General features: G+C 73.5%; 18 protein-coding genes and 1 tRNA gene. 14 read left to right on the forward strand and 5 right to left on the reverse strand.

The features are described 5' to 3' along the window. Nucleotides 1-53: 53 nt before the first annotated feature. Nucleotides 54-126, forward strand: a tRNA-Ala gene (locus tag OG218_RS22300). A gap of 53 nt (nucleotides 127-179) precedes the next feature. Here OG218_RS22300 and OG218_RS22305 read toward each other — a convergent pair. Both OG218_RS22305 and OG218_RS22310 read right to left on the reverse strand, forming a co-directional pair. Then, complete coding sequence (locus OG218_RS22305; RefSeq protein WP_328295412.1) at nucleotides 180-971, reverse strand: serine hydrolase; 792 nt, start codon at nucleotides 969-971, stop codon at nucleotides 180-182. Nucleotides 972-1131: 160 nt separating this feature from the next. Continuing rightward, a complete protein-coding gene (locus OG218_RS22310) occupies nucleotides 1132-2169 on the reverse strand; it encodes an LLM class flavin-dependent oxidoreductase (protein WP_328295413.1) in 1038 nt (345 codons plus the stop codon). Between the two features lie 47 nt (nucleotides 2170-2216). On the opposite strand from OG218_RS22310, the gene OG218_RS22315 reads away from it, so the two are divergent. The 4 genes from OG218_RS22315 to OG218_RS22330 all read left to right on the forward strand — a co-directional run bounded on the left by OG218_RS22315 (nucleotide 2217) and on the right by OG218_RS22330 (nucleotide 7228). Beyond that, the gene (locus OG218_RS22315) at nucleotides 2217-3044 is read left to right on the forward strand and encodes a shikimate 5-dehydrogenase (RefSeq protein WP_328295414.1); all 828 of its coding nucleotides are present in this window, start codon (nucleotides 2217-2219) and stop codon (nucleotides 3042-3044) included. Between the two features lie 100 nt (nucleotides 3045-3144). Beyond that, a complete protein-coding gene (locus tag OG218_RS22320; protein WP_328295415.1) occupies nucleotides 3145-4023 on the forward strand; it encodes a GGDEF domain-containing protein in 879 nt (292 codons plus the stop codon). A gap of 167 nt (nucleotides 4024-4190) precedes the next feature. Next, the gene (leuS, locus tag OG218_RS22325) at nucleotides 4191-6710 is read left to right on the forward strand and encodes a leucine--tRNA ligase (protein ID WP_442906542.1); all 2520 of its coding nucleotides are present in this window, start codon (nucleotides 4191-4193) and stop codon (nucleotides 6708-6710) included. 11 nt (nucleotides 6711-6721) lie between these two features. Continuing rightward, the gene (locus OG218_RS22330) at nucleotides 6722-7228 is read left to right on the forward strand and encodes a GNAT family N-acetyltransferase (protein ID WP_328295417.1); all 507 of its coding nucleotides are present in this window, start codon (nucleotides 6722-6724) and stop codon (nucleotides 7226-7228) included. 59 nt (nucleotides 7229-7287) lie between these two features. Here the strand turns inward: OG218_RS22330 and OG218_RS22335 are convergent, their stop codons facing one another. After that, a complete protein-coding gene (locus tag OG218_RS22335) occupies nucleotides 7288-9546 on the reverse strand; it encodes a beta-glucosidase (RefSeq protein WP_328295418.1) in 2259 nt (752 codons plus the stop codon). Nucleotides 9547-9593: 47 nt separating this feature from the next. Between OG218_RS22335 and OG218_RS22340 the strand changes: the two genes are divergently transcribed. From OG218_RS22340 to OG218_RS22350, 3 genes are all read left to right on the forward strand, one after another. Then, nucleotides 9594-10163, forward strand: coding sequence for a TetR/AcrR family transcriptional regulator (locus OG218_RS22340; protein ID WP_328295419.1), 570 nt, complete (start codon nucleotides 9594-9596; stop codon nucleotides 10161-10163). A 198-nt stretch (nucleotides 10164-10361) separates the two neighbouring features. Next, nucleotides 10362-11108 carry a ComEA family DNA-binding protein gene (locus tag OG218_RS22345; protein ID WP_328295420.1) on the forward strand — a complete coding sequence of 249 codons (747 nt, stop codon included), beginning with the start codon at nucleotides 10362-10364 and terminating at the stop codon, nucleotides 11106-11108. Then, nucleotides 11105-13519, forward strand: coding sequence for a ComEC/Rec2 family competence protein (locus tag OG218_RS22350; protein WP_328295421.1), 2415 nt, complete (start codon nucleotides 11105-11107; stop codon nucleotides 13517-13519). Before OG218_RS22345 ends, OG218_RS22350 begins: the two co-directional genes overlap by 4 nt. Nucleotides 13520-13554: 35 nt before the next feature. On the opposite strand, the gene OG218_RS22355 is transcribed toward OG218_RS22350, so the two are convergent. Continuing rightward, a complete protein-coding gene (locus OG218_RS22355; RefSeq protein WP_328295422.1) occupies nucleotides 13555-14313 on the reverse strand; it encodes an SDR family oxidoreductase in 759 nt (252 codons plus the stop codon). A 103-nt stretch (nucleotides 14314-14416) separates the two neighbouring features. Between OG218_RS22355 and OG218_RS22360 the strand changes: the two genes are divergently transcribed. The 3 genes from OG218_RS22360 (at nucleotide 14417) to holA (ending at nucleotide 18012) form a co-directional block, all read left to right on the forward strand. Further along, nucleotides 14417-15253 carry a helix-turn-helix domain-containing protein gene (locus OG218_RS22360; RefSeq protein WP_328295423.1) on the forward strand — a complete coding sequence of 279 codons (837 nt, stop codon included), beginning with the start codon at nucleotides 14417-14419 and terminating at the stop codon, nucleotides 15251-15253. A 122-nt stretch (nucleotides 15254-15375) separates the two neighbouring features. Beyond that, nucleotides 15376-16851: an amidohydrolase gene (locus OG218_RS22365; RefSeq protein ID WP_328295424.1), complete on the forward strand. Its 1476-nt coding sequence runs from the start codon at nucleotides 15376-15378 to the stop codon at nucleotides 16849-16851. Between the two features lie 135 nt (nucleotides 16852-16986). After that, nucleotides 16987-18012, forward strand: a complete 1026-nt coding sequence (gene holA, locus OG218_RS22370; protein WP_328295425.1) for a DNA polymerase III subunit delta — start codon at nucleotides 16987-16989, stop codon at nucleotides 18010-18012. Nucleotides 18013-18084: 72 nt separating this feature from the next. Here holA and rpsT read toward each other — a convergent pair whose 3' ends face one another. Then, entirely contained in the window at nucleotides 18085-18345 is a 261-nt protein-coding gene (gene rpsT, locus OG218_RS22375; protein ID WP_328295426.1) for a 30S ribosomal protein S20, read from the reverse strand. Between the two features lie 229 nt (nucleotides 18346-18574). On the opposite strand from rpsT, the gene OG218_RS22380 reads away from it, so the two are divergent. The 3 genes from OG218_RS22380 to OG218_RS22390 are packed head-to-tail and all read left to right on the forward strand — an operon-like array spanning nucleotide 18575 to nucleotide 21977. After that, on the forward strand, nucleotides 18575-20203 hold the full coding sequence (locus OG218_RS22380; RefSeq protein ID WP_328295427.1) for a circularly permuted type 2 ATP-grasp protein: 1629 nt from the start codon (nucleotides 18575-18577) through the stop codon (nucleotides 20201-20203). Next, on the forward strand, nucleotides 20197-21135 hold the full coding sequence (locus tag OG218_RS22385; protein ID WP_328295428.1) for an alpha-E domain-containing protein: 939 nt from the start codon (nucleotides 20197-20199) through the stop codon (nucleotides 21133-21135). Before OG218_RS22380 ends, OG218_RS22385 begins: the two co-directional genes overlap by 7 nt. Further along, a complete protein-coding gene (locus OG218_RS22390) occupies nucleotides 21135-21977 on the forward strand; it encodes a transglutaminase family protein (protein WP_328295429.1) in 843 nt (280 codons plus the stop codon). Before OG218_RS22385 ends, OG218_RS22390 begins: the two co-directional genes overlap by 1 nt. Nucleotide 21978: the final 1 nt, after the last annotated feature.

Raw genomic sequence — 21978 nt, forward strand, 5'->3', positions numbered from 1 at the left:
CCGGTGCGGTAGTGTTGTCCTCGTTGCCGGGGGAAACCCTGAGTGACGAAAGCGGGGCTGTGGCGCAGCTGGTAGCGCACCTCCATGGCATGGAGGGGGTCAGGGGTTCGAATCCCCTCAGCTCCACCGCAGACGGAAGGCCCGGACGAGAGTCCGGGCCTTCCGTCGTTCCCGGGACTTCACCACCTGCGATCCAGGCCGGCCAGCACGTCGTCCAGCACCGGGACGAGAGCACGCTCCGAGCCCCACGTCCCCGGTTGCCCGCTGCGCACGGCAGCGGCCAGCACGACGCGACGCCGGTCCCGGCGCGCGGTGCCGACGGCGACGACGGAGCCGTAGCGCGCGGTGGCGGTGCTCCCGCTGAACTCCCACCCGCCGGCGAGGCGGGCCGTGGGGAACAGCCCGCTGAGCACACCCCGGCTGCCGGGCGGGAGGACGCCGCCGAGGAGCAGCACCGCGTGGTCGAGAGCCAGGGCCGTGACCGTGGTCGTGTCGCGCGGGTCCCAGGGGTCACCGCCGCAGGAGGCCGGGGCGACCCGGTCCAGCCTCGTCCACTCGTCGCCGAGCTCCCGGCAGAACCCGGTGAGGGCCGCGGGCCCGCCGACGTGGCGCACGAGCAGGTTCGTGGCCGTCGCGTCGCCGCGACGCAGGGCCGCGTCGCCGAGACGGGCCAGGGACAACCCCTGCTGCAGGTGCCAGGCGCAGACGGGGGAGGAGCGCACGACGTCACCGCGGGTGAAGCGGACGACGCGGGTGAGCTCGTCCACACCGCGCTCGCGCAGGAGGAGGCCGAGGGCGAGACCGGCGGAGAGGGTCAGCACGGGGCAGGGGCGTTCGGCGCGGTGCTCGAGGCGACGCCCGGTCAGCAGGTCGGTGGCGCTGAGGGAGACGTCATCGGGTCGCGGTCCGGCGGGGGCGGCGAGGAGGCCCAGGACGCCGGCCGTGACGGCACCTCGTCGGGACACGTCCACGATGCGCCTCCTCGTCGCCGGGCTCGTCACCAGCGTGCGCCGATCCGCCCGCCCGCGCCAGAGGCCGGACGTGCGGGGCGGTGCGCGGTGGGTCCGAGGACGACGACGGCCCGGGTCCTCGACGAGGTCGAGGCCCGGGCCGCGGTCGTGCGGGAGGAGGTCAGGACGCGCGCGTCCACCCCAGGGCAGGGGCCACGTGCTCGACGATCGAGCTCATGAGGTGGGCGTTGTAGTCGACCCCGAGGGCGTTCGGGATCGTCACCAGCAGGGTGTCGGCCTCCTGGACGGCCACGTCCTTGGCCAGGTCCTCCGCGACCTGGTCCGGGTCCCCGGCGTAGGTCCGCCCGAAGCGGGCGAGGCCGGGTTCGCCGAGCGAACCGACCTGGTCGGTGGAGTGCCGGTCGCGGCCGAAGTAGGCCTCGTCGAGGTCGTTGACGATCGGCATCACGCTGCGCGACACCGAGACCCGCGGCTCGCGCGAGTGACCGGAGTCCTTCCAGACCTGGCGGTACAGGGCGATCTGCTCGGCCTGCAGCTCGTCGAAGGGGATGCCCGTGTCCTCGGTGAGCAGGGTCGAGCTCATGAGGTTCAGGCCCTGCTCGGCCGTCCAGCGCGCGGTCTCGCGCGAGCCGGAGCCCCACCAGATCCGGTCGGAGAGGCCCGGGGCCTGGGGGAGGACCGGCAGCGCTCGCGAACTGCCCGTCATCCGCGGGTTCGCCTCGGCGACCTTGCCGCCGGCGATGGCGTGGCGGAAGACGTCGAGGTGACGCCGGGCCATGTCGCCCTCGGTCTCACCCTCGGCCGGGACGTGGCCGAACGTCGCGGGACCGTGCAGGGCGGGCTCGGGTGAACCACGGCTCACGCCGAGCTGCAGCCGGCCGTCGGAGATGAGGTCGGTCATCGCCGCCTCCTCCGCCATGTAGAGCGGGTTCTCGTAGCGCATGTCGATGACGCCGGTGCCGAGCTCGATGCGGCTCGTGCGCGCGGCCATCGCGGCGAGGACCGGGAAGGGGGCCGCCTGCTGACGCGCGAAGTGGTGGACGCGGACGTAGGCGCCGTCGAAGCCGAGTTCCTCGGCCGCCACCGCCAGTTCCACCGTCTGCACGAGGGCGTCGCGGGCGGTGCGGGCCGCCGACCCGGCGACGGGTTGGTAGTGCCCGAAGGAGAGGAACCCGATGCGTTTCGCGGACCTGTTCACACTGTCATTGAACCATCAACATCCTCGGTGTGTTCCAGGATGGGGTCGTGCTCTCCAAAGACACCCAGGTGTGCCTCTCCCTGTCCGGCCGGCCCAGCAACCTCGGGACCCGGTTCCACAACTTCCTCTACGCCGAGCTCGGGCTCGACTTCGTCTACAAGGCGTTCACGACGACCGACCTGCCCGCCGCGATCGGCGGCCTCCGCGCCCTCGGCATCCGCGGTGCCGGGATCTCGATGCCCTTCAAGGAGGCCGTCATCCCGCTCGTCGACGCCCTCGACCCCTCCGCGGCCGCCATCGACTCGGTCAACACCATCGTCAACACCCCGATCGACGGGGTGGCCCACCTCGTCGCCCACAACACCGACTACCTCGCCGTCGCCGGCCTCCTCGCCACCCACGGCATCGTCCCCAGCGGCCCCGCCGCCGTCCTCGGCAGCGGCGGGATGGCCAAGGCCTCGCTCGCCGCCCTGCGCGACAACGGCTTCGACGACCTCGTCGTCGTCGCCCGCAACCCCCAGGCCGGCCCGGCGCTCGCCGCGGCCCACGGCGCGCGCTGGGTGCCCGACCTCGGGGAGCACCGCCCGACCCTGCTGCTGAACGCCACCCCCGTCGGGATGGCCGGTGGCTCCGCCGCCGCGGACCTCCCCGTGCCGCGGGCCGCCGTCGAGGCCGCCGACGCCGTCTTCGAGGTCGTCGCCGTCCCCGAGGACACCCCCTTCGTCCGCCTCGGTCGTGAGCTGGGCAAGCAGGTCGTCACCGGGACCGAGGTGGCCGCCCTGCAGGCCGCGGAGCAGTTCGTCCTCTACACCGGCGTTCGCCCGGACGAGGACCAGGTGCGCCGGGCGGGTGAGTTCTCGCGCGCCACGGCCTGAGACGGGCGGTCCACCCGGATCGCCGCGTCACGATGCACGGATGCGCTCGTCACCCTCTCGCCCCATCCAGCCGACACCTCCGCGTGCCGACGTCACCAGGGTGAACAGCACCCCCGGATCCTCCGAGCCCTCGGTCCGTCCGGCGCGCGCCAGCAGCAGCCCCGCCGGCCGCACGTGGACCACCGCTCTCGTCGCCGTGCCCGTGGCGGGGGTCCTCGCGACCGCCGTCACGGCCACCGTGGCCCCGGTGACCACCACCCTCCTCGTCGCCCTCGGCTGCGCCCTGGCGCTCGCGGGGATCCTCGCCGCGGCTCTCGCGGTCGCGCACCGGGCGCACCGGGAGGCCGAGCGAGCCGCCGACTCGCTGGTGTCCGCCCTCGAGCACGCCCGGGACGAGAACGTCAACGACGTGGTCACGGGGCTGCTCAACCGTCGGGGGCTGATGCTCATCGGCAACCAGGTGCTGGAGTCGGCCCGCCGCTCCGGGGGCGCCGTGCACGCCTGCATCATCGAGGTCACCCCCGGTGTGCAGGTCGGTGGCCTCGTGCGCAGCGCCGACGAGCAGCGCCGGCAGCAGGAGGCCGAGTGGGCCGCCGCGGCCGGTTCGCTGCGGGCCGCGACCCGCACCTCCGACGTCGTCGCCCGCGTGGACGAGGGCCGCTTCATCGTCCTGGGACCCGGGGCCGGGCTGCACGCCCAGGAGCTGGAACGGCGGATGCGCGTCGGGTTGGCGCAGGAGCGGCTGCAGGTCGCCGCAGCCCTCGACCCGGCCGCGACCGCCGGCGGGGCGCCCAGTGCGCGGCTGTCCGTCGAGGCCGGCGCGGCCGTGCTGGCGCCCTGGGACGAGGGTGGCGTCACCGACCTGCTGGTGCGCGCCGAGCAGGCCCTGGCCCAGCGTCGCGCGTTGCGTCGCAGCACCCCGCAGCACGGCTGGGGTCGACGTCGCGCCGACCGCTCGGCCCGTCCGGAACGCTCGTGAGTCCGACGGAGTAGGCTGTCGGTCGTGTCTTCCCGCCGACTTGCCAGCCGGCGCTGAGCTGCTGCGACCTCGCAGGTGCCGGCGCCGTGACCCCTCCTGAGTGAGGGGTCTTCCGCTGTCCGCAGGAGGTTCAGGTGCGGGACGCACGGACGCACCGGGAGGACGAGATGACGCAGGCCGACACGCAGGCACGGGACGAGGCGGACGAGAACCGCTACGACGCGTTCGCGCTGCAGGAGAAGTGGTTGCCGGTCTGGGACGAGCGCAAGCCGTTCACGAGCGGTGAGGCGGGCGACGAACGCCCGAAGAAGTACGTGCTGGACATGTTCCCGTACCCCTCCGGCGACCTGCACATGGGTCACGCCGAGGCGTACGCGCTCGGGGACGTCATCGCGCGGTACTGGCTGCAGCGCGGTTTCGACGTGATGCACCCGATCGGCTGGGACGCCTTCGGTCTGCCCGCCGAGAACGCCGCCATCAAGCGCGGCCTCGACCCGCGGCAGTGGACGTACGACAACATCGCCCAGCAGCGTGCGTCGATGCGCCGCTACGCGTGCTCCTTCGACTGGGACCGGGTCCTGCACACGTCCGACCCCGAGTACTACAAGTGGAACCAGTGGCTGTTCCTCAAGCTGTACGAGAAGGGACTGGCCTACCGCAAGGACTCCCTGGTCAACTGGGACCCGGTGGACCAGACCGTGCTGGCCAACGAGCAGGTGCTGCCCGACGGCACCTCGGAACGTTCCGGCGCCAAGGTCGTCAAGAAGAAGCTGACCCAGTGGTACTTCCGGATCACCGACTACGCCGACCGGCTGCTGGACGACCTGGACGCCCTGGAGGGCCAGTGGCCCGCCAAGGTCATCTCGATGCAGCGCAACTGGATCGGGCGCTCCACCGGCGCCGAGGTCGAGTTCGTCATCGAGGGCCGCGCGGAGCCGATCAGCGTCTACACGACCCGACCGGACACCCTGCACGGCGCGACCTTCATGGTCGTCGCGGCCGACTCCGACCTGGCCGAGGAACTGGCCGCGGGCGCGTCGCCGGAGGTCCGTGAGCAGTTCGAGGTCTACCGCACCCAGGTGCAGGAGACCTCCGACATGGACCGCCTCGCCTCGGAGCGCGAGAAGACCGGGGTCGACCTGGGTCGTTTCGCGGTGAACCCGGTCAACGGGGAGCGGCTGCCGATCTGGGCCGCCGACTACGTCCTGGCCGACTACGGCACCGGCGCGATCATGGCCGTGCCCGCGCACGACCAGCGTGACCTCGACTTCGCCAAGGCGTTCGGCCTGCCCGTCCGGGTCGTCGTCGACGTCCGCGACGCGGACGGCAACCCCCTGCCCGACCCGGTGGAGTCCGGCGAGGCGACGGCCGGTGACGGCAGGCTGGTGAACTCCGGCGCGCTGGACGGCCTGGACAAGAAGGCCGGCATCGCCCGGGCGGTCGAGGACCTGGTCGCGGCCGGCAAGGGCCGGGCGGCGAAGAACTACCGCCTGCGCGACTGGCTGATCTCGCGTCAGCGCTACTGGGGCACCCCGATCCCCATCGTGCACACCGAGACCGGTGAGGTCCCGGTCCCCGAGGACCAGCTGCCCGTCGTGCTGCCGCCCTCGGAGGGTCTGAACCTCACCCCCAAGGGCACCTCGCCGCTGGGGGCGGCGGAGGACTGGGTGAACGTGCCCAGCCCCGTCGACGGAACTCCGGCGCGCCGGGACCCGGACACGATGGACACCTTTGTCGACTCGTCCTGGTACTACCTGCGCTTCGTGTCCCCGAAGGACGACACCCAGGCGTTCGACCGGGACCTCATCGCGCAGTGGGGCCCCATCGATCAGTACGTCGGCGGCGTCACGCACGCGATCCTGCACCTGCTCTACGCCCGGTTCATCACCAAGGTGCTGCACGACCTGGGCTACCTGCCCTTCGACGAACCCTTCACCCGCCTGCTGAACCAGGGCATGGTGCAGATGGAGGGTTCGGCGATGAGCAAGTCCAAGGGCAACATCGTGCGGCTCTCCGACCAGCTCGAGGAGCACGGCGTCGACGCCATCCGGCTGACGATGGCGTTCGCGGGCCCGCCCGAGGACGACATCGACTGGGCCGACGTGTCCCCGTCGGGTTCCTCGAAGTTCCTGGGCCGGGCGTGGCGCCTGGCGCGCGACGTCACCTCCGCTGCAGGGGTGGACCCCTCCACGGGTGACAACGCCCTGCGCTCGATCACGCACAAGACCGTGCACGAGGTGTCGCAGCACGTCGAGGCGTTCCGCTTCAACGTCGCCGTGGCCCGCGTCATGGAACTCGTGAACGCGACCCGCAAGGCGATCGACTCCGGCGTCGGGGGCGGGGACCCCGCCGTCCGCGAGGCCACCGAGGCGACGGCGATCATGCTGTCGCTCGTCGCGCCGTACACGGCCGAGGACATGTGGTCGCTGCTGGGCCACGACCCGTGCGTCGCCCGCGCCGGCTGGCCCGTCGTCGACGAGGCGCTGCTCGTCGAGGACACCGTGACGTGCGTGGTCCAGATCCAGGGCAAGGTGCGTGACCGGCTGGAGGTGTCCCCGGACATCACCCAGGAGGCGTTGCAGGAGCTGGCGCTGAGCTCGGAGAAGGTCCAGGCCGCGCTCGAGGGGCGGGGCCTGCGGACCGTCATCGTCCGGGCGCCGAAGCTCGTCAACATCGTCCCGGCCTGAGGAGTCCGGCGGTGAACGAGGGTTTCCGGTTGGTCACACCCCGGTTGCTGCTGCGGCGCTGGACCGCGGCCGACCGGGAACCCTTCGCCGAGCTCAACGCCGATCCCGAGGTGATGCGGCACTTCCCCGCGCCGCTGGACCGCGCGGGTTCCGACGCGCTGGCCGAGCGCTGCGACGGGGTCTTCGAGCAGAACCCGTTCGGGCTGTCCGCGGTGGAACGTCGCGAGGACGGGCGGTTCCTGGGGTTCACCGGTCTGCACCACATGCGCTGGTACCCCGACGACGTCGAGATCGGCTGGCGGCTCTCCCGGTCGGCGTGGGGCCAGGGGTTCGCGACCGAGGCGGCGTCGATGTGGGTGGGCTACGCCCGTGACGTGCTGCGGTTGCGGCGGTTGATCTCGATCATCCACCCCGACAACGTCGCCAGCTTCGCCGTGGCCCGCAAGCTCGGCATGACCGAGGGGTGGCGCGGGGACAGCGAGGAACGGCCCCACGTCGTGATGACCCTCCCGCTCTGAGCACGGCGCGCGAGGAGCCCGCCCGGGATCCGGGCGGGCTCCTCGTGCGTCGCGGGTCCTCAGGAGGCGTTGGCCTTCGCGACCAGTTCCGGCAGATCGCCCTCGGCGAGGGGGAACCCCGGGAAGCGGGTGAGGCGCTGCAGCGGGATGGCCCGCATCATCTGCCCGTTGTGCTCGTCGAAGAGCATCTCCGACCACATCGTGCCCTCGAGCGCGCTGCGGACGGCGTCCCCGGCGACGGGGTGGGCCAGCCACTCCTCGGCCTCGGCGTCCACGGCGAGTTCGAGCTTCACGCCCTGACCCTGCAGGGTCAGGGTCCGGGCGAGCCGGATGTCGCGGGAGGACGACCCGACGCGGATCCCGAAGTCGCCCCCTTCGAGGACCCACCGACCGGCGGCGCTGTGCCAGAACGAGAACGCGCGGGCGTCGAGGGAGACGACCACGCGGTCGCGTGCTCCGGCGGCCAGGGTCACCCGGGCGAACCCCTTCAGTTCCTGCTCGGGCCGGTAGACGCTCGCCTCGTGGTCGCTGACGTAGACCTGCACGGTCTCCGTCCCGGCGTGCGCGCCGGTGTTCTCCACGGTGAGCGAGACCTCGACGTGCTCGCCCCGGTCGACGACGCTGAGGTCGGAGTACGCGAAGGTCGTGTACGAGAGGCCGTGGCCGAACGGGTGGGCGACGGGCAGCTGGTGCGCGTCGTACCAGCGGTAGCCGATGAGCAGACCCTCGCCGTAGCGGACGTGGCCGTTCTCGCCGGGGAAGTTCCCGACGGTGGGGTTGTCGAGGTAGTTCAGCGGGACGGTCTCGGCGAGCTTGCCGGACGGGTTCGCGACCCCGGAGAGCAGGTCGGCGACGGCACCGCCACCGGCCTGGCCCCCGAGCCAGCCCTCGAGGACGGCCGGCACGGAACCCTGCCAGGGTGCGAGGTTGACGACGGACCCGTTGGCCAGGACGACGACGACGTTCGCGTTCGCGGCGACGACCTCCTCGAGCAGGTGGAGCTGCGCGGGCGGCAGGTTCGTGTGGTCGCGGTCGTAGCCCTCGGACTCGTAGGAGGCGGGCAGGCCGAGGAACAGCACGACGACCTCGGCGGCGGCCGCGTTCGCGACGGCCTCCGCGACGAGCCCGGGCTGGACCTCCTCGTCCTGGGGGACGAACCCGGCGGCGAAGGTGACCTCACGGTGGCCGGCGAACTGCGCCTGCAGGGCGGTCAGCGCGTCGTCGAGCCGGGTCGGGTTCACCTGGGAACTGCCGGCGCCCTGGTAGCGCGGGGTGCGGGCGAACTCGCCGACGACGGCGATGGTGCCGCCGGTCGCGGCCAGCGGCAGCACGTCGCCGGAGTTCTTCAGCAGCACGGCGCTCTCGGTGGCGGCCTCGCGGGCCAGGGCGTGGTGCTCGGCCACGTCGAACGAACCGGGGTCGGCGAGGGCGGCCTTCGACTTCTCGACGAGTTCCAGGACGCGCAGGGCGGCGCGGTCGACGTCCTCGGTGGAGAGGGTCCCGGCCGCCACGGCGGCGAGGATGCGCTGGGTGCCCGCTCCCGAGGACGAGGGCATCTCCAGGTCGAGACCGGCGGCGACGCCGTCCTCGCGGACGTTGACCGCACCCCAGTCGGAGACGACGAGGCCGGCGAAACCCCACTCCTCGCGCAGGACGGTGGTCAGCAACCAGGGGTCCTCGGAGGCGTAGACGCCGTTGATCCGGTTGTAGGAGCACATGACCGTCCACGGCTGCGCCTGCTTCACGACGCGCTCGAAGGCGGTCAGGTAGACCTCGCGCAGCGTCCGCTCGTCGACGTCGGCGGAGATCGTCATCCGCCGGGTCTCCTGGTTGTTCGCGGCGTAGTGCTTCAGCGACGTCCCGACGCCCTGGCTCTGGACGCCGTCGACCATGGCGGCGGCGAGGTCGCCGGCCAGCACGGGGTCCTCGGAGAAGTACTCGAAGTTGCGCCCGCACAGCGGGGACCGCTTCATGTTCACGCCCGGCCCGAGCAGGACCGACACCTTCTCGGCGCGGGTCTCGCGGCCCAGGGCCGCACCGACGCGGCGCAGCAGGTCGACGTTCCAGGACGACGCGAGCCCGGCGGCGGGCGGGAAGCAGGTCGCGGGGACGCTGCCGCTCAGGCCGAGGTGGTCGCCCCCTTCGGGCTGCTTGCGCAGACCGTGCGGGCCGTCGGTGACCATCAGCGCGGGGACGCCGAGGCGTTCGACGGGTTCGGTGTGCCAGAAGTCGGAACCGTCCAGCAGGGCCGCCTTCTCCTCGAGCGTGAGCTGCGCGAGGACACCCTGCGGGGTGGTGGGGACGTCGGTGTCGGTCATGGCGCAGAGGCTACCCCCGAAAACCATGCAGGTGATAGGTATTGGGGATGGCCATCCGTGGGGAGTACGCGAAGGGGCGAGCGCGCCGGGAGCAGATCCTCGACGAGGCGGTGTCGCTGTTCGCCGAAGCGGGGTACCGGGCGGCGTCGATGCGCGACCTCGCGGCCCGCTGCGGGCTCTCCCCGGCCGGTCTGCAGCACCACGTCGGGAGCAAGGAGTCGTTGCTGCTCGCCGTGCTCGAACGCCGTGACGTGGACGACGCCGCAGCGTCGGGCCTGCAGGTCGGTGCGGGCCGCGAGCGCCTCGCGGCGCTGCTCGAGGTGGTGCGCCGCAACGAGTCCCGTCGCGGAGTCGTGGAGCTGTTCACCGTCCTGGCCGCGGAGTCCGCCTCGCCGGAGCACCCCGCGCACGAGTTCTTCGACCAGCGCTACCGCTCCGTCGTCGCCACCCTCACCGACGCCTTCGCCGACTGCGCCCACCCCGCGCCGGCGTCCGCGGCCCGACGGTTGGTCGCGGTCATGGACGGTCTGCAGGTGCAGTGGTTGCTGCACCCCGACGACGTCGACATGGTCGCCGAGGTCGGGGCCCAGATCGAGCGGGAACTCCCGAGCGGCTGAGCGTCGGGCCGGGTGCGGCGGACCACCCGGACACCGCGGTCTCCACAGGTTCCTGCGGGGCAGTCTCGTCCACAGGCGCGGTGGCGGCGACCCGCCCGGTGCCGGGCGCCCACCTAGCGTGCCGAGGTGTCCTCCTCCTACCGGCCGCGTGAGTCGGCGCACCGAGCGCGTGCGCTGGCGTCCCGACAGTTCCGGCGGGTGGAACCCGTCGTGCCCGACGCGGTGGAGGACGACCTCGAGGAGGACTGGGACGACGAGACCGAGGAGCCGTTCGCTTCCGGTACCGGCGAACTGCGCCGGCGGATCGCCGACCGGACACCGCCCTCCGTCCGGGCGGCGCGGGTGCGGGTGAGTCCGCGCGCTGCGGTCGGGGTGCTGATCGTCGCGTTGCTGGTGGCCGCGGGGCTGGCCGTCGCCGCGTGGCGTTCCTGGCCCGAGGACGCGACGCCCGCGGGGGACGTCCTGCCCGGACGGACGGCGACGGTGGCGGTCTCGAGCTCTCCCGCGCCGGACGTCTCGGGCACCCCGGTCGTCGTGCACGTCGCGGGACGGGTCGCGACCCCGGGGCTGGTGACGTTGCCCGGCGGGAGCCGGGTCGGGGACGCCCTCGCCGCGGTGGGCGGTCCGTTGCCGGACGCCGACCTCGACGCGGTGAACCTCGCGCGTGTCCTGGTCGACGGCGAGCAGGTCCTGGTGCCCGCTCCGGGGCAGGCCGTCGCGGGGCCGGTGGTGGCGAGTGGCTCCGGCGGCAGTGGACCGCTGAACCTGAACGCGGCCACGGCCGAGCAGCTCGACGCCCTGCCGGGGGTGGGGGAGGTGCTCGCCGGCCGGATCGTCGCCTGGCGGGAGGAGAACGGCCGGTTCACCTCCGTCGACGACCTCGGCGAGGTGACCGGCATCGGGCCGAAACTGCTGGACGGGGTCCGGGACCTGGTGACGGTGTGACCGTCGGACTCGACCTGCGGCTCGTGGCGGCCGCCGTCCTGGCCTGGCTGTCGGCGTTCGTCGTGATCGCCCACCCGCTCGCCGCCAGGACGTCCCTCGGCGGTCTGCTCGTCGGGGTGGCGCTGACCGGCGGCGCGCTCGTCGTGCTCCGCCGGGGAGCCCGGCTCCTCCTGGTGCTCGTCGCGACCGCACTCGTCCTGACCTCGGTCGTGCTGCACCAGGCCCGGTCCGGCCACGGGGGCATCGCCGATCTCGCGGAACGGCAGGTGAGCGTCACCGCGACCGGCGTCGTGAGCAGCGATCCCCGGGCCATCACGGCGCTGCGGCCCGGCGGACCGCCGCGGGTCGTCGTCGAGGTGACGGTGTCGCGACTGCAGGCTCGCGGTCGTGACATCCCGGTCGCGGCGCGCGTGACGGTGTTCGCCGACGCCGAGGGGTGGGCTCGGGTGCACCTCGGGGAGCGCGTGGAGTTCGGCGGTCGGCTGGGACCCGCGGACCCCGGTGAACGGTCCGCCGCCGTGGTCTCCTCGAGCGGGCGACCCGAGGTGGTGGGATCGGCCGGCCGCGTGTTCCGGGGCGCGGAGCGGCTGCGCGGGGGTCTGCGGGAGGCGGTGGAACCGCAACCCGCGGACGCCCGCGGGCTGCTGCCCGGCCTCGTCGTCGGCGACACGTCCCGCCTCCCGAGCGACCTCGAGGACGACATGAAGGCCGTCGGGCTGACCCACCTGACCGCGGTGAGCGGGTCGAACACGACCCTCGTCGTGGGGTTCCTCGTGCTGGTCGCGTCGTGGCTGGGGTTCGGCCGGCGGGCCCGCCTCGTCGTCGCGGCGACCGGCCTGGTGGGTTTCGTCGTGCTCGCCCGGCCGGATCCGAGCGTGCTGCGCGCCGCGGTGATGGGGGGTGTGGGCCTGGTCGGGTTGGCGGTGGGCCGACCCGTGCGGGGAGTCCCCGTGCTGGCCGCGGCGGTGCTGGTGCTGCTGGTCGCGAATCCGTGGCTCGCGCGCGAGTTCGGGTTCGTGCTCTCGGTGCTGGCGACGGGGGCGTTGGTGCTGCTGGGGCGCCCCTTCGCGGAACGGTTGCTGGAGTTGGGGTTCCCGCGCCCGGTGGCCTTCGCGGTGGCGGTCCCGGTGTCGGCGCAGGTGGTCTGCGGCCCGGTGCTGGTGCTGCTGCAGCCGGCGGTGAACCCGCTGTCGATCCCGGCGAACGTCCTCGTCGCCCCCGCGGTGGCGCCGGCGACGGTGCTGGGGTTGGCGGCGACGCTCGTCTCGCCGGTGTGGTCGACCGGGGCGACGTGGCTGGCCTGGCCGGCGGGGTTGTGCGCGTGGTGGATCGCCGGTCTCGCCCGCGTCGCCGCGAGGCTGCCGGTGGCGGTGACCGTTCCCGGCGGGGTGACCGGGGTGCTGGTCGTGGTCGTCCTGACGGTGCTGTTGCTCGGGGCGGTGGCGGCCGTGGTGCGTTTCCGGCGCAGTGGTTCCCGGGGTAGTGGTTCCCGGCCGCGGAGGTGGTTGGGGCTGGCCCTCGTGCTGGTGGTGGGCGGTGCGGCACTGGTGCGGTGCGCGCCGCGCTGGGGTGCGCCGTCGGGGCCGTGGCCGCCGCCGGACTGGCTGGTCGTCGGGTGCGACGTGGGGCAGGGCGACTCGGTCGTCCTGCGGTCGGGGCCGTCGTCGGCGGTGCTGGTCGACGCGGGTCCGGACGACGTGCTGGTCGACGGGTGCCTGGACCGGTTGGGGGTGCAGCGGCTGGACGCGGTGGTGCTGACCCACTTCCACGCCGACCACGTCGGGGGTTTCGCCGGTGCGGTGGACGGGCGGGAGGTGGGGGAGGTGTTCGTCTCGCCGTTGGCCGTCGAACCCGCCGCGCGCAGGGTGGCGGAGATCGCGGCAGGTGCCGGGGCGGACGTCACGGTGCTGAGTTCCGGCCTGACCGGTTCGGCGGGTTCGGTGTCGTGGACGGTGCTGGCGCCGCTGCCCGCCGTGTCGGAGGAGTCCGCGCCGGACTCCTCCGACGTGAACGACGCGAGCATCGCGTTGCTGGCGGACGTGGCCGGGGTGTCGGTGCTGCTGACCGGCGACCTGGAACGCGACGGTCAGCGGCGGGCGTTGTCGGAGGTTCCCGAGGGGACGGTGGTGGACGTCGTGAAGGTCGCCCACCACGGATCGGCGAACCAGTTCCCCGAGCTCTACACGGAACTCAGGCCGCGGGTGGCGATCGTGGAGGTGGGGGAGGTCAACGACTACGGCCACCCGGCCGCGCCGACGCTGGAGCTGCTGGCGCGGACGGGCGCGCGGGTGCTGCGGACGGACACCGACGGAGACGTGGCGGTGGCGGGGTCCGCGGGGGCGTTGCGGACGGTGGTGCGGGGTTCGGACCCGACGCAGGCGAAGCGGCGGGCGAAGTACTCCAACGGCTGAGGGGTGGACCCCGAACCGCCGGCGTCCACCCGCGGTCAACGGCCCGGCAACGTCACCAACGCCTGCGAACGCCGCGCGACGAGTTCGTCGTAGGTCCCGTCGCGTTCCGCCCAGCGGTGCATCCGGACCCCTTCGACGAGGATCTCGTGGGGGGTCGGGTCCGCACCGAGGAGGTCCATCACCTCGGTGACGAACTCCTCGAGGTCGAGGGCGGCGGGGTTGCTCCGCGCCACCTCGGGGCTGGTCGCCACCGCGGGCGGGACGAGTTCGGTGACCTCGACCCCGGTGCCGGCCAGCTGGGCGCGCAGCGCCTCGGAGTAGGCGTGCACGCCGGCCTTCGTGGCGGCGTAGGTCGGCATCAGCGGGAAGGGCAGGAAACCGATGCCGGAGGTGACGGTGACGATCGTCCCCGACCCGCGGGCCAGCAGGTGCGGGGTGAACGCGTCGAGCAGGCGGATCGTGCCGAGCAGGTTCGTCTCGACGCTCAGCTGCGCGGCGGCGAAGTGCGCGGGGTCGCGGAGGTCCTCGACGAGCATCACCCCCGACAGGGTGACGACGGTGTCGAGGTCGGGGTGCTCGCGGAGCACGGTGTCGCGGGCCTGGTCGACGCTCGCCGGGTCGGTCACGTCGATCGCGACGGTGGTGAAACCCTCCGCGGCGAGCGTCTCGAGCAGGTCGGCGCGGCGGCCGCCCACCACGACGGTGCTGCCCGCGGCGCGGAGGTGCCGGGCCAGGGCGAGGCCGATGCCCGAGGTGGCGCCGGGGAGGAAGACGGTGCGGTTGCTGGTGTCCATGCCTCCACGGTGCGCCGGGGCGCGAGACCCGGCCAGGACCCCGCTCGTCCGGGGTCCTGGCAGGACCCCCTCTGCGGCAGCGCGTCGGACCTACGATCGGAGGGTGAGCGAGGAGCGGGCGAACCGGCTGGGGGAGTACCTCCGGGCCCGGCGGGGTCTGGTCACCCCGGAACAGGCGGGACTGCCGGGCGGCGGGAACCGCCGGGTTCCCGGGCTGCGGCGCGAGGAGGTCGCCCTCCTCGCGGGGATCAGCGGCGACTACTACCTGCGTCTCGAACGCGGTCGGGACAAGAACCCCTCCGCCCAGGTCCTCGGCGCGATCGCCCGGGTCCTGCAGCTCGGCGAGCTCGACCACGAGTACCTCCTCGGTCTCGCCACCACCCGGGCGCGACCCCGCCGACAGCCCCGACCGGAACGCGTTCCCGCGCGGCTGCACCAGTTGCTGGCGAGCGTCGGGGTGCCGGCGTTCGTGGAGGGACGGGCCTTCGACGTCCTCGCCGCCAACGACCTCGCGGTCGCGTTCTCCCCGCGGTTGCGCTCTGGGAACAACCGCCTCCGCTCGCTGATGCTGGACCCGGAGGAGCGGGAGTTCCACCAGAACTGGGAGGCTGCCACCGAGGGGCTCGTCGCGGCGTTGCGCGGGTCCGTCGGGAACGAGGTCGAGGACCCCCGGATCGTCGAACTCGTCGGGGAACTCGCCCTGACCAGCGACCGGTTCCGGGACCTCTGGGGACGTCACGACGTCCGCGTCCTGGAGGGTGGGTCGGCGATCGTGAACCACCCCGTCGTCGGCGAACTGCAGCTGCACCGCGACAAGCTGCCCGTCGACGGGGTGCTCCTGGTCCTCTACTACGCGGACCGGGGCAGCCCCAGCGACGAGAAGCTCCGGATGCTCGCCTCGCTCACCGGCCCGGTCGCAGCAGCGCCCACACCGCGCTGAGTGCTGTGGCGGGTCCGCCCCGCTGTGCGAGACGATCGCCGTGCACGGCTGCCGGCGGCGGCGCCGGTGCCCGACCCGGCCGAACAGGCCCGCCGCCGGGCCGCCCGTCTCGAGGTCAGTCGATGAGTGCGTCGCCCGCCCCGCTGCTGCTGCACGAGGTCCGGCGGGACGGCCGGATCTGCGACGTCCTGCTCGCCGGCGGCCGCGTCGTCGCGATCGGCGACGACCTCCGCGCGGCGGGCACGGGCCTCGACCCGCGGGACGGCGTGCAGGTCGTCGAGGCCGGCGGGGCCGTCCTGCTGCCGGGTCTGGTCGACTCCCACGTCCACCTCACCCAGTGGGCCGCCGCCCGCCGGCGCATCGACGTGGCGGCGGCGACCTCGCCCGCGGAGGTCGCCGACGTCCTCCTCGCCCGGGCGGTGCCGGGTTCCGACCTCGTGCTGGGTCACGGCTACCGGGACGGGCTGTGGAGCGAACCCGCCCACCGGGACGCGCTGGACGCCCGGTTCCTCGACCGCCCGGTGGTCGTCGTGAGCGGGGACCTGCACGCGGCCTGGCTGAACTCCGCGGCGGCCACCCGCTTCGGCGTCGGGGAACCCAGCGGGGTGCTGCGGGAGGCGCCCGCGATGGAACTCTTCGCCGCCGTGGACGCCGCCGAGGCGAGCGGGCTGGACCGCTGGGTGGCGGAGGCGACGAGCGTCGCCGCCGCCCGCGGGGTGACGGGGATCGTCGACCTCGAGTACGCCCCGATCGACGTCTGGACCCGCCGGGAGAACCCCGCGGTCCGGGTCGCGGCGGGGATCTGGCCGGACTGGCTGGACGCGGCCGTCGCCGCCGGCCTGCGCACCGGGGACCGCGTTCCCGGCGCTCCCGAGCGGGTCCGCGTGGGACCGGTGAAGCACGTGGTCGACGGGTCGCTGGGAACCCGCACGGCGTTCTGCCACGAGGAGTACCCCTCCGGGGGCCACGGGATGCTGCGGATCCCGCTCGCCGAACTGGAACCCGCACTGCGCCGGGCCACGTCGCACGGTCTCGCCGTGGCCGTGCACGCCATCGGTGACGACGCGGTCCGCGTCGCCCTCGACGGCTTCGAGGCCGCCGCGTGCGTCGGAACCCTGGAGCACGCCCAGCAGGTCCACCCGGACGACGTGCCCAGGTTCGCCCGTCTCGGGGTCACCGCGAGCATCCAGCCGCGCCACGTCGTCGACGACCGCGACACCGTGGAACGGCACTGGCCCACCGGGGCCGAGCGCGCCTACCCCTACGCGTCGTTGCACGCCGCCGGGGCGCGGCTGCTGCTCGGCTCCGACGCGCCCGTGGCGCCGCTGGACCCGTGGGACGCCCTGGCCAGCGCCGTCCACCGCAGCGTCGACGACCGGGCGCCGTGGCACCCCGAGCAGCACCTGCCGTTCGAGGTCGCGCTGGTGGCGAGCAGTGGTGGCCGCGACGGCGTCCACGTCGGCGACGTCGCCGACCTGGTCCTCGTCGCGGTCGACCCCGCCGAGGCGTTCGCCACCGGGGGAGCCGCCGCGCTGCGCGCCACCGAGGTTCTCGCCACGGTGCTGGGGGGCGAGTTCACCCACCGGGCCGGGATCTGAGCGGCCGCACCGCTGAGGACCTTCGAACGCACCCTCACGGGAATTCCCTCGTCTCAGGAGCCGCACGAGCAACAGCGGAGCGTGCCCGTTCGCAGGCGGGGAGTCACTGTCGGGGTCGCGTGCGACAGTGGGCCCGTGCCCGCCAAGACCGCTAGCAAGAGCCCCGCGAAGAAGGCGTCCGCGGCGGCCACGACCGCCCCGCAGGACCTCGGCCCGGCTCCCGTCGTCCTGCTCGTCGGGTCCGAGGAGCACCTCGCCGACCGGGCGTTCAGCACCCTGAACGCGCGGATGCGCGAGCTCGACCCGACCTTCGAGCGCACCGACGTCTCCGCGGCGGGCTACCAGAAGGGGCAGCTCTCGACCTGGACGTCACCGTCCCTCTTCGACGAGCGCTCCCTCGTCCTCGTCGACGGGGTCGACGCGGCCAGCGAGGCGTTCGTCGAGGACGTCCTGGAGTACCTGACCGCCCCGGTCGAGACGGTCGTCCTCGTGCTGCGCCACCGCGGGGGCAACCGGGCGAAGAAGGTCCTGGACGCGGCCCGGGCCGTCGCCGGGGTCGTCGAGGTCTCCTGCCAGCCGCTGAAGCGCGACCAGGAGAAGGTCGACTTCGTCCTCGCCGACGTCCGACGCGCCCGGCGGCGCATCGACGTCGAGGCGGCCCGCGCCCTCGTCGCGGCCCTCGGCAGCGACCTGGGCGAGCTCGCCGCGGCCGTCGACCAGCTCCTGACCGACACCGACGGGACGGTCACCGAGGAGGCCGTGCACCGCTACCACGGGGGTCGACGCGAGGCGAGCGGCTTCGAGGTCGCCGACGCGGCCATCGAGGGCCGCACGGGGCAGGCGCTGGTGCTGGTCCGCCACGCCGCCGCCACCGGCGTCCCCGGGGTCGTGGTGGTCGCCGCGCTGGCCGCGCGGCTGCGCCAGCTCGCCAAGGTCGCGGCGGCCGGGCGCGGCCGGTCGGCCGACGTCGCCCACGACCTCGGGATGGCGCCGTGGCTCATCGACCGCGCCCGTCGAGACCTCCAGCACCTCTCACCCGAGGGCCTCTCCGACGCGATCCTCGCCGTCGCCGCCGCGGACCACGCGGTCAAGGGCGGGGGAGGCGACGCCCAGCACGCGCTGGAGAAGGCCGTCCGCACCGTCGGCGAGGCGCGCACCTGAGCCCCCGGACGGCCCGGACGCACGAAGGGCCGGCTCCCCGTGGGGAGCCGGCCCTTCGCAGGGATCCGGAGATCAGACCTTGGCCGCAGCCTTGGCGATGGCCGACTTGCGGTTGGCGGCCTGGTTCTTGTGGATGACGCCCTTGCTCACGGCCTTGTCGAGCTTCTTGCTCGCCAGGGCCAGAGCGGCCTGAGCCTTCTCGGCGTCACCGGAGGCGAGCGCCTCCTTGAAGCCACGCACGACGGTGCGCAGCTCCGACTTGACGGCCTTGTTGCGCAGGCGCGCCTTCTCGTTGGTGAGGATGCGCTTCTTCTGCGACTTGATGTTCGCCACGTGTTCCGTCTTCCTGTCGATCGCTGATCGTGTCAGAGGGCGGTCGCTCCACCGGGGACTTCCGGCGTGGGGACACCGGGAGGGACGGCGGGAGACCGTGACCTCCGCACTCAGGCGAAGGCGCCTTCAAGACTAGCAGCGGACGGAACGGGTCGGCGACACGTCCACGACACGCGCCGCAACGTCCGCGTAACGCGCCGGAAACGTCATCTTCCCTAGGGTGCGCCCCATGGGTGACGTGTTCGAGGGCTACCGCGATGCACCGGCGGGAGCGGCGGCCGGTCGAGCCGTCGACGAGATGCTCGACGTCGACGGGAGACCACGACCGGAGTGGGCGGCGCTGTACGACACGCTGCAGGAGCTCCCGGTCACCGAGCTGCGGGCCCGGGCCGACCAGCTCGCCAGCACCTTCCTCGACCGGGGGGTGACGTTCGACTACGCGGGCGAGGAACGACCCTTCCCCCTCGACGTCGTCCCGCGCATCATCGAGGCCCGCCAGTGGGCCCGGGTCGAGCGCGGCGTGGCGCAGCGTGTACGGGTCCTGGAGGCCTTCCTGGCCGACGTCTACGGCCCCATGCGGGCCGTCAAGGACGGGGTCATCCCGCGGAAGGTGATCACCTCCTCCAGCCACTTCCACCGCGCCGCGGTCGGGATCGAGCCGCCGGGCGGCGTCCGCATCCACGTGGCCGGCATCGACCTGGTCCGCGACGAGGCCGGCGACTTCCGCGTCCTGGAGGACAACGTCCGCGTCCCCTCCGGCGTCAGCTACGTGCTGGAGAACCGGCAGGCCATCACCCAGGTCCTGCCCGAAGCGCTGCAGGCCCACCGCGTGCAGCCCGTCGCGGACTACCCGCAGCACCTGCTCGCCGCGCTGCGCGCCTCGGCACCGGCCGGGGTGGACGACCCGACCGTCGTCGTGCTGACCCCCGGGGTCTACAACTCCGCCTACTTCGAGCACTCGCTGCTGGCCCGGGCGATGGGCGTCGAGCTCGTCGAGGGCCGCGACCTCGTCTGCCGCGGGAACCGGCTCTTCATGCGGACCACCGCCGGCGACCGCCGCGTCGACGTCGTCTACCGCCGCGTCGACGACGAGTACCTCGACCCGTTGCACTTCCGCCGCAGCTCCGTGCTCGGCGCCGCCGGCATCCTCAACGCGGCCCGCGCCGGCGGGGTGAGCATCGCCAACGCCGTCGGCAACGGGGTGGCCGACGACAAGCTCGTCTACACCTACGTCCCCGAGCTGACCCGGTACTACCTGAGCGAGGAGCTCGTCCTCGGCAACGTCCCGACCTACCGCCTCGAGATCCCCGCCGAGCGGGAGGAGGCGCTGGACCGTCTCGAGGAGCTCGTGGTGAAACCGGTCGACGGGTCCGGCGGCAAGGGCCTCGTGGTCTGCCCCGACGCCAGCCCGCAGGAGATCGAGGACCTGCGCGCCCGGGTGCTGGCCGACCCGCGGGGCTGGATCGCGCAGCCCGTCATCGCGCTCTCGACGGTCCCCACCCTCGCCCAGGCGCACCTGCGTCCCCGCCACGTCGACCTGCGCCCCTTCGCCGTCAACGACGGCCGGCAGGTGCGGGTCCTCAAGGGCGGCCTGACCCGCGTCGCCCTGCGCGAGGGGTCCCTCGTCGTGAACTCCAGCCAGGGCGGGGGGTCCAAGGACACCTGGGTCCTGGCCGGGGACGACGAGGCCGTCGAGGAGCTCCTCCCGCCGGTCGCGGTCGAGGTCGCGGCCCCCGTCGAGGAACCCGCGCCGCCGACCGGGCAGCACCACCTGGCCGACCCGGGGCCCGGGTCGGGCAGCGACCAGGCCCAGCAGCAGCAACAGCAGAAACTCGGGGAAGAGGGTCGATCGTGCTGAGCCGCATCGCGGAGTCGTTGTTCTGGATCGGCCGCTACGTCGAACGCGCCGACTCCACCGCCCGCATCCTCGACGTCCACGTCGAACGCACCCTGGCCGACCCGTGGATCGACGAGGCCGCGGTCTCGCGCTCGCTGCTGAGCGTCATGGGTGCGCCCGTCGACCACGACGTCCGCACCGGTCGCCGGGAACTGCTGGAGACCCTGGCCTACGACACCGTCAGCCCCAGCTCGATCACGGGGGCGCTCGGGGCCGCGCGGGAGAACGCCCGGCGCGCGCGGGAGACGGTGTCCAGCGACATGTGGGAGTCGCTGAACACGACGTGGAACGCGCTCGCGTCCGGACGCTGGCGCGCCGCGAGCCCCCACCGGTTCTTCTCCTGGATCCGGGAACGGACCGCCGTCGTCTCCGGTCTCGTCGACGCGACGATGAGCCGCGACGACTCCTGGCAGTTCTTCGTCCTCGGCCGCTCCCTGGAACGGGCCGACATGACGGCCCGGCTCGTCGCGACGCGGGTCGTGTCCGGGGGGACCCAGTGGCCCCTGCTGCTGCGTTCCACCGGGGCCTACGAGGCGTTCCTGCGCACCTACCACGGCTCCAGCACGGGAGCCGCGGGCGAGGCCGACGCGGCCGAGTTCCTCCTCCTCGACCGGCTGTTCCCGCGCTCGGTCGTCGCGGCGCTCGAGGTCGCCGAGGGGTGCCTGCAGGCCATCGACCCGCAACTGCGCCGGGTCGGCTACGCCCAGGACGCCCGGCGGGTGATCGGCCAGGCCCGCACGCAACTGGAGTTCCAGAGCCCGGAGGAACTCCTGGCCGACCTGCACGACCAGATGCGACAGGTGCAGCAAGCGTGTTCCGCGGCGTCCTCCGCGGTGGCGGAACGGTTCTTCCCGATGGCCGGGGCCGTGTCCTGGACGGCCGGGAGGTCCTGATGAGACTGCGCATCGAGCACACCAGCACCCACACCTACGGCGGCCCGGTCCGGGTCTCCTTCAACGAGGCGCGACTGACCCCGTTGACGCTGCCCGACCAGACCGCCCTGGACACCCGGGTCGAGGTCAGCCCCACGGCGACGCTGACCCGCTACTGGGACTACTGGGGGACCCACGTCACGGCGTTCGACCTGCACACCCGCCACGACGTCCTCGTCACCCGCGGCATCAGCCTCGTCGAGACGGACCGCCGCGCGGAACTCGTCGTCCCCGACCCGCTGACGTGGGAGGAACTCGGCTCCGACGCCCTCCTCGACGACTTCGCGGAGTTCCTCACCCCCACCCCGCGCACCCTGCCGCCGCCCGAGGGCTTCCGCGAGGCGGTGCGGGACCTGGCGGGCGGTTCGGACCCGCGCGAGGCCGCGCACCGCATCTGCGGCTGGATCCACCACGAGGTCTCCTACGTCCCGGGGGCGACCGGCGTCCACGCCACGGCGCAGGAGTCCTGGGACCAGCGCAGCGGGGTCTGCCAGGACCTCGCCCACCTGGCGCTCGCGGGCCTGCGCGAACTCGGCATCCCGGCCCGCTACGTCTCGGGCTACCTGCACCCGCGCCGCGACCCCGAACTCGGGGAGGAGGTCGCGGGCGAGAGCCACGCGTGGATCGAGTTCTTCGACGGCGCCTGGACCGGCTGGGACCCCACGAACGACATCGCCATCGGCGACCGCCACGTCGTCGTCGCCCGGGCCCGCGACTACTCCGACGTCTCACCCCTGCAGGGCGTCTACTCCGGCCCCAAGTCCACGGTCACCGCGCAGGTCCTCGTCGCCCGCGTCGCCTGAC

Origin of the sequence: Kineococcus sp. NBC_00420 (assembly GCF_036021035.1) — a bacterium.
In the GTDB taxonomy this organism is placed as follows: Bacteria; Actinomycetota; Actinomycetes; order Actinomycetales; family Kineococcaceae; genus Kineococcus.

Excerpts from the sequence above, each read along its gene's own strand:
- OG218_RS22390 (WP_328295429.1), top strand. The coding sequence starts at position 21,135 with ATGAGACTGCGCATCGAGCACACCAGCACCCACACCTACGGCGGCCCG.
- OG218_RS22380 (WP_328295427.1), top strand. The coding sequence starts at position 18,575 with ATGGGTGACGTGTTCGAGGGCTACCGCGATGCACCGGCGGGAGCGGCG.
- OG218_RS22335 (WP_328295418.1), bottom strand. The coding sequence starts at position 9,546 with ATGACCGACACCGACGTCCCCACCACCCCGCAGGGTGTCCTCGCGCAG.
- leuS (WP_442906542.1), top strand. The coding sequence starts at position 4,191 with ATGACGCAGGCCGACACGCAGGCACGGGACGAGGCGGACGAGAACCGC.
- OG218_RS22340 (WP_328295419.1), top strand. The coding sequence starts at position 9,594 with ATGGCCATCCGTGGGGAGTACGCGAAGGGGCGAGCGCGCCGGGAGCAG.
- OG218_RS22365 (WP_328295424.1), top strand. The coding sequence starts at position 15,376 with ATGAGTGCGTCGCCCGCCCCGCTGCTGCTGCACGAGGTCCGGCGGGAC.
- OG218_RS22355 (WP_328295422.1), bottom strand. The coding sequence starts at position 14,313 with ATGGACACCAGCAACCGCACCGTCTTCCTCCCCGGCGCCACCTCGGGC.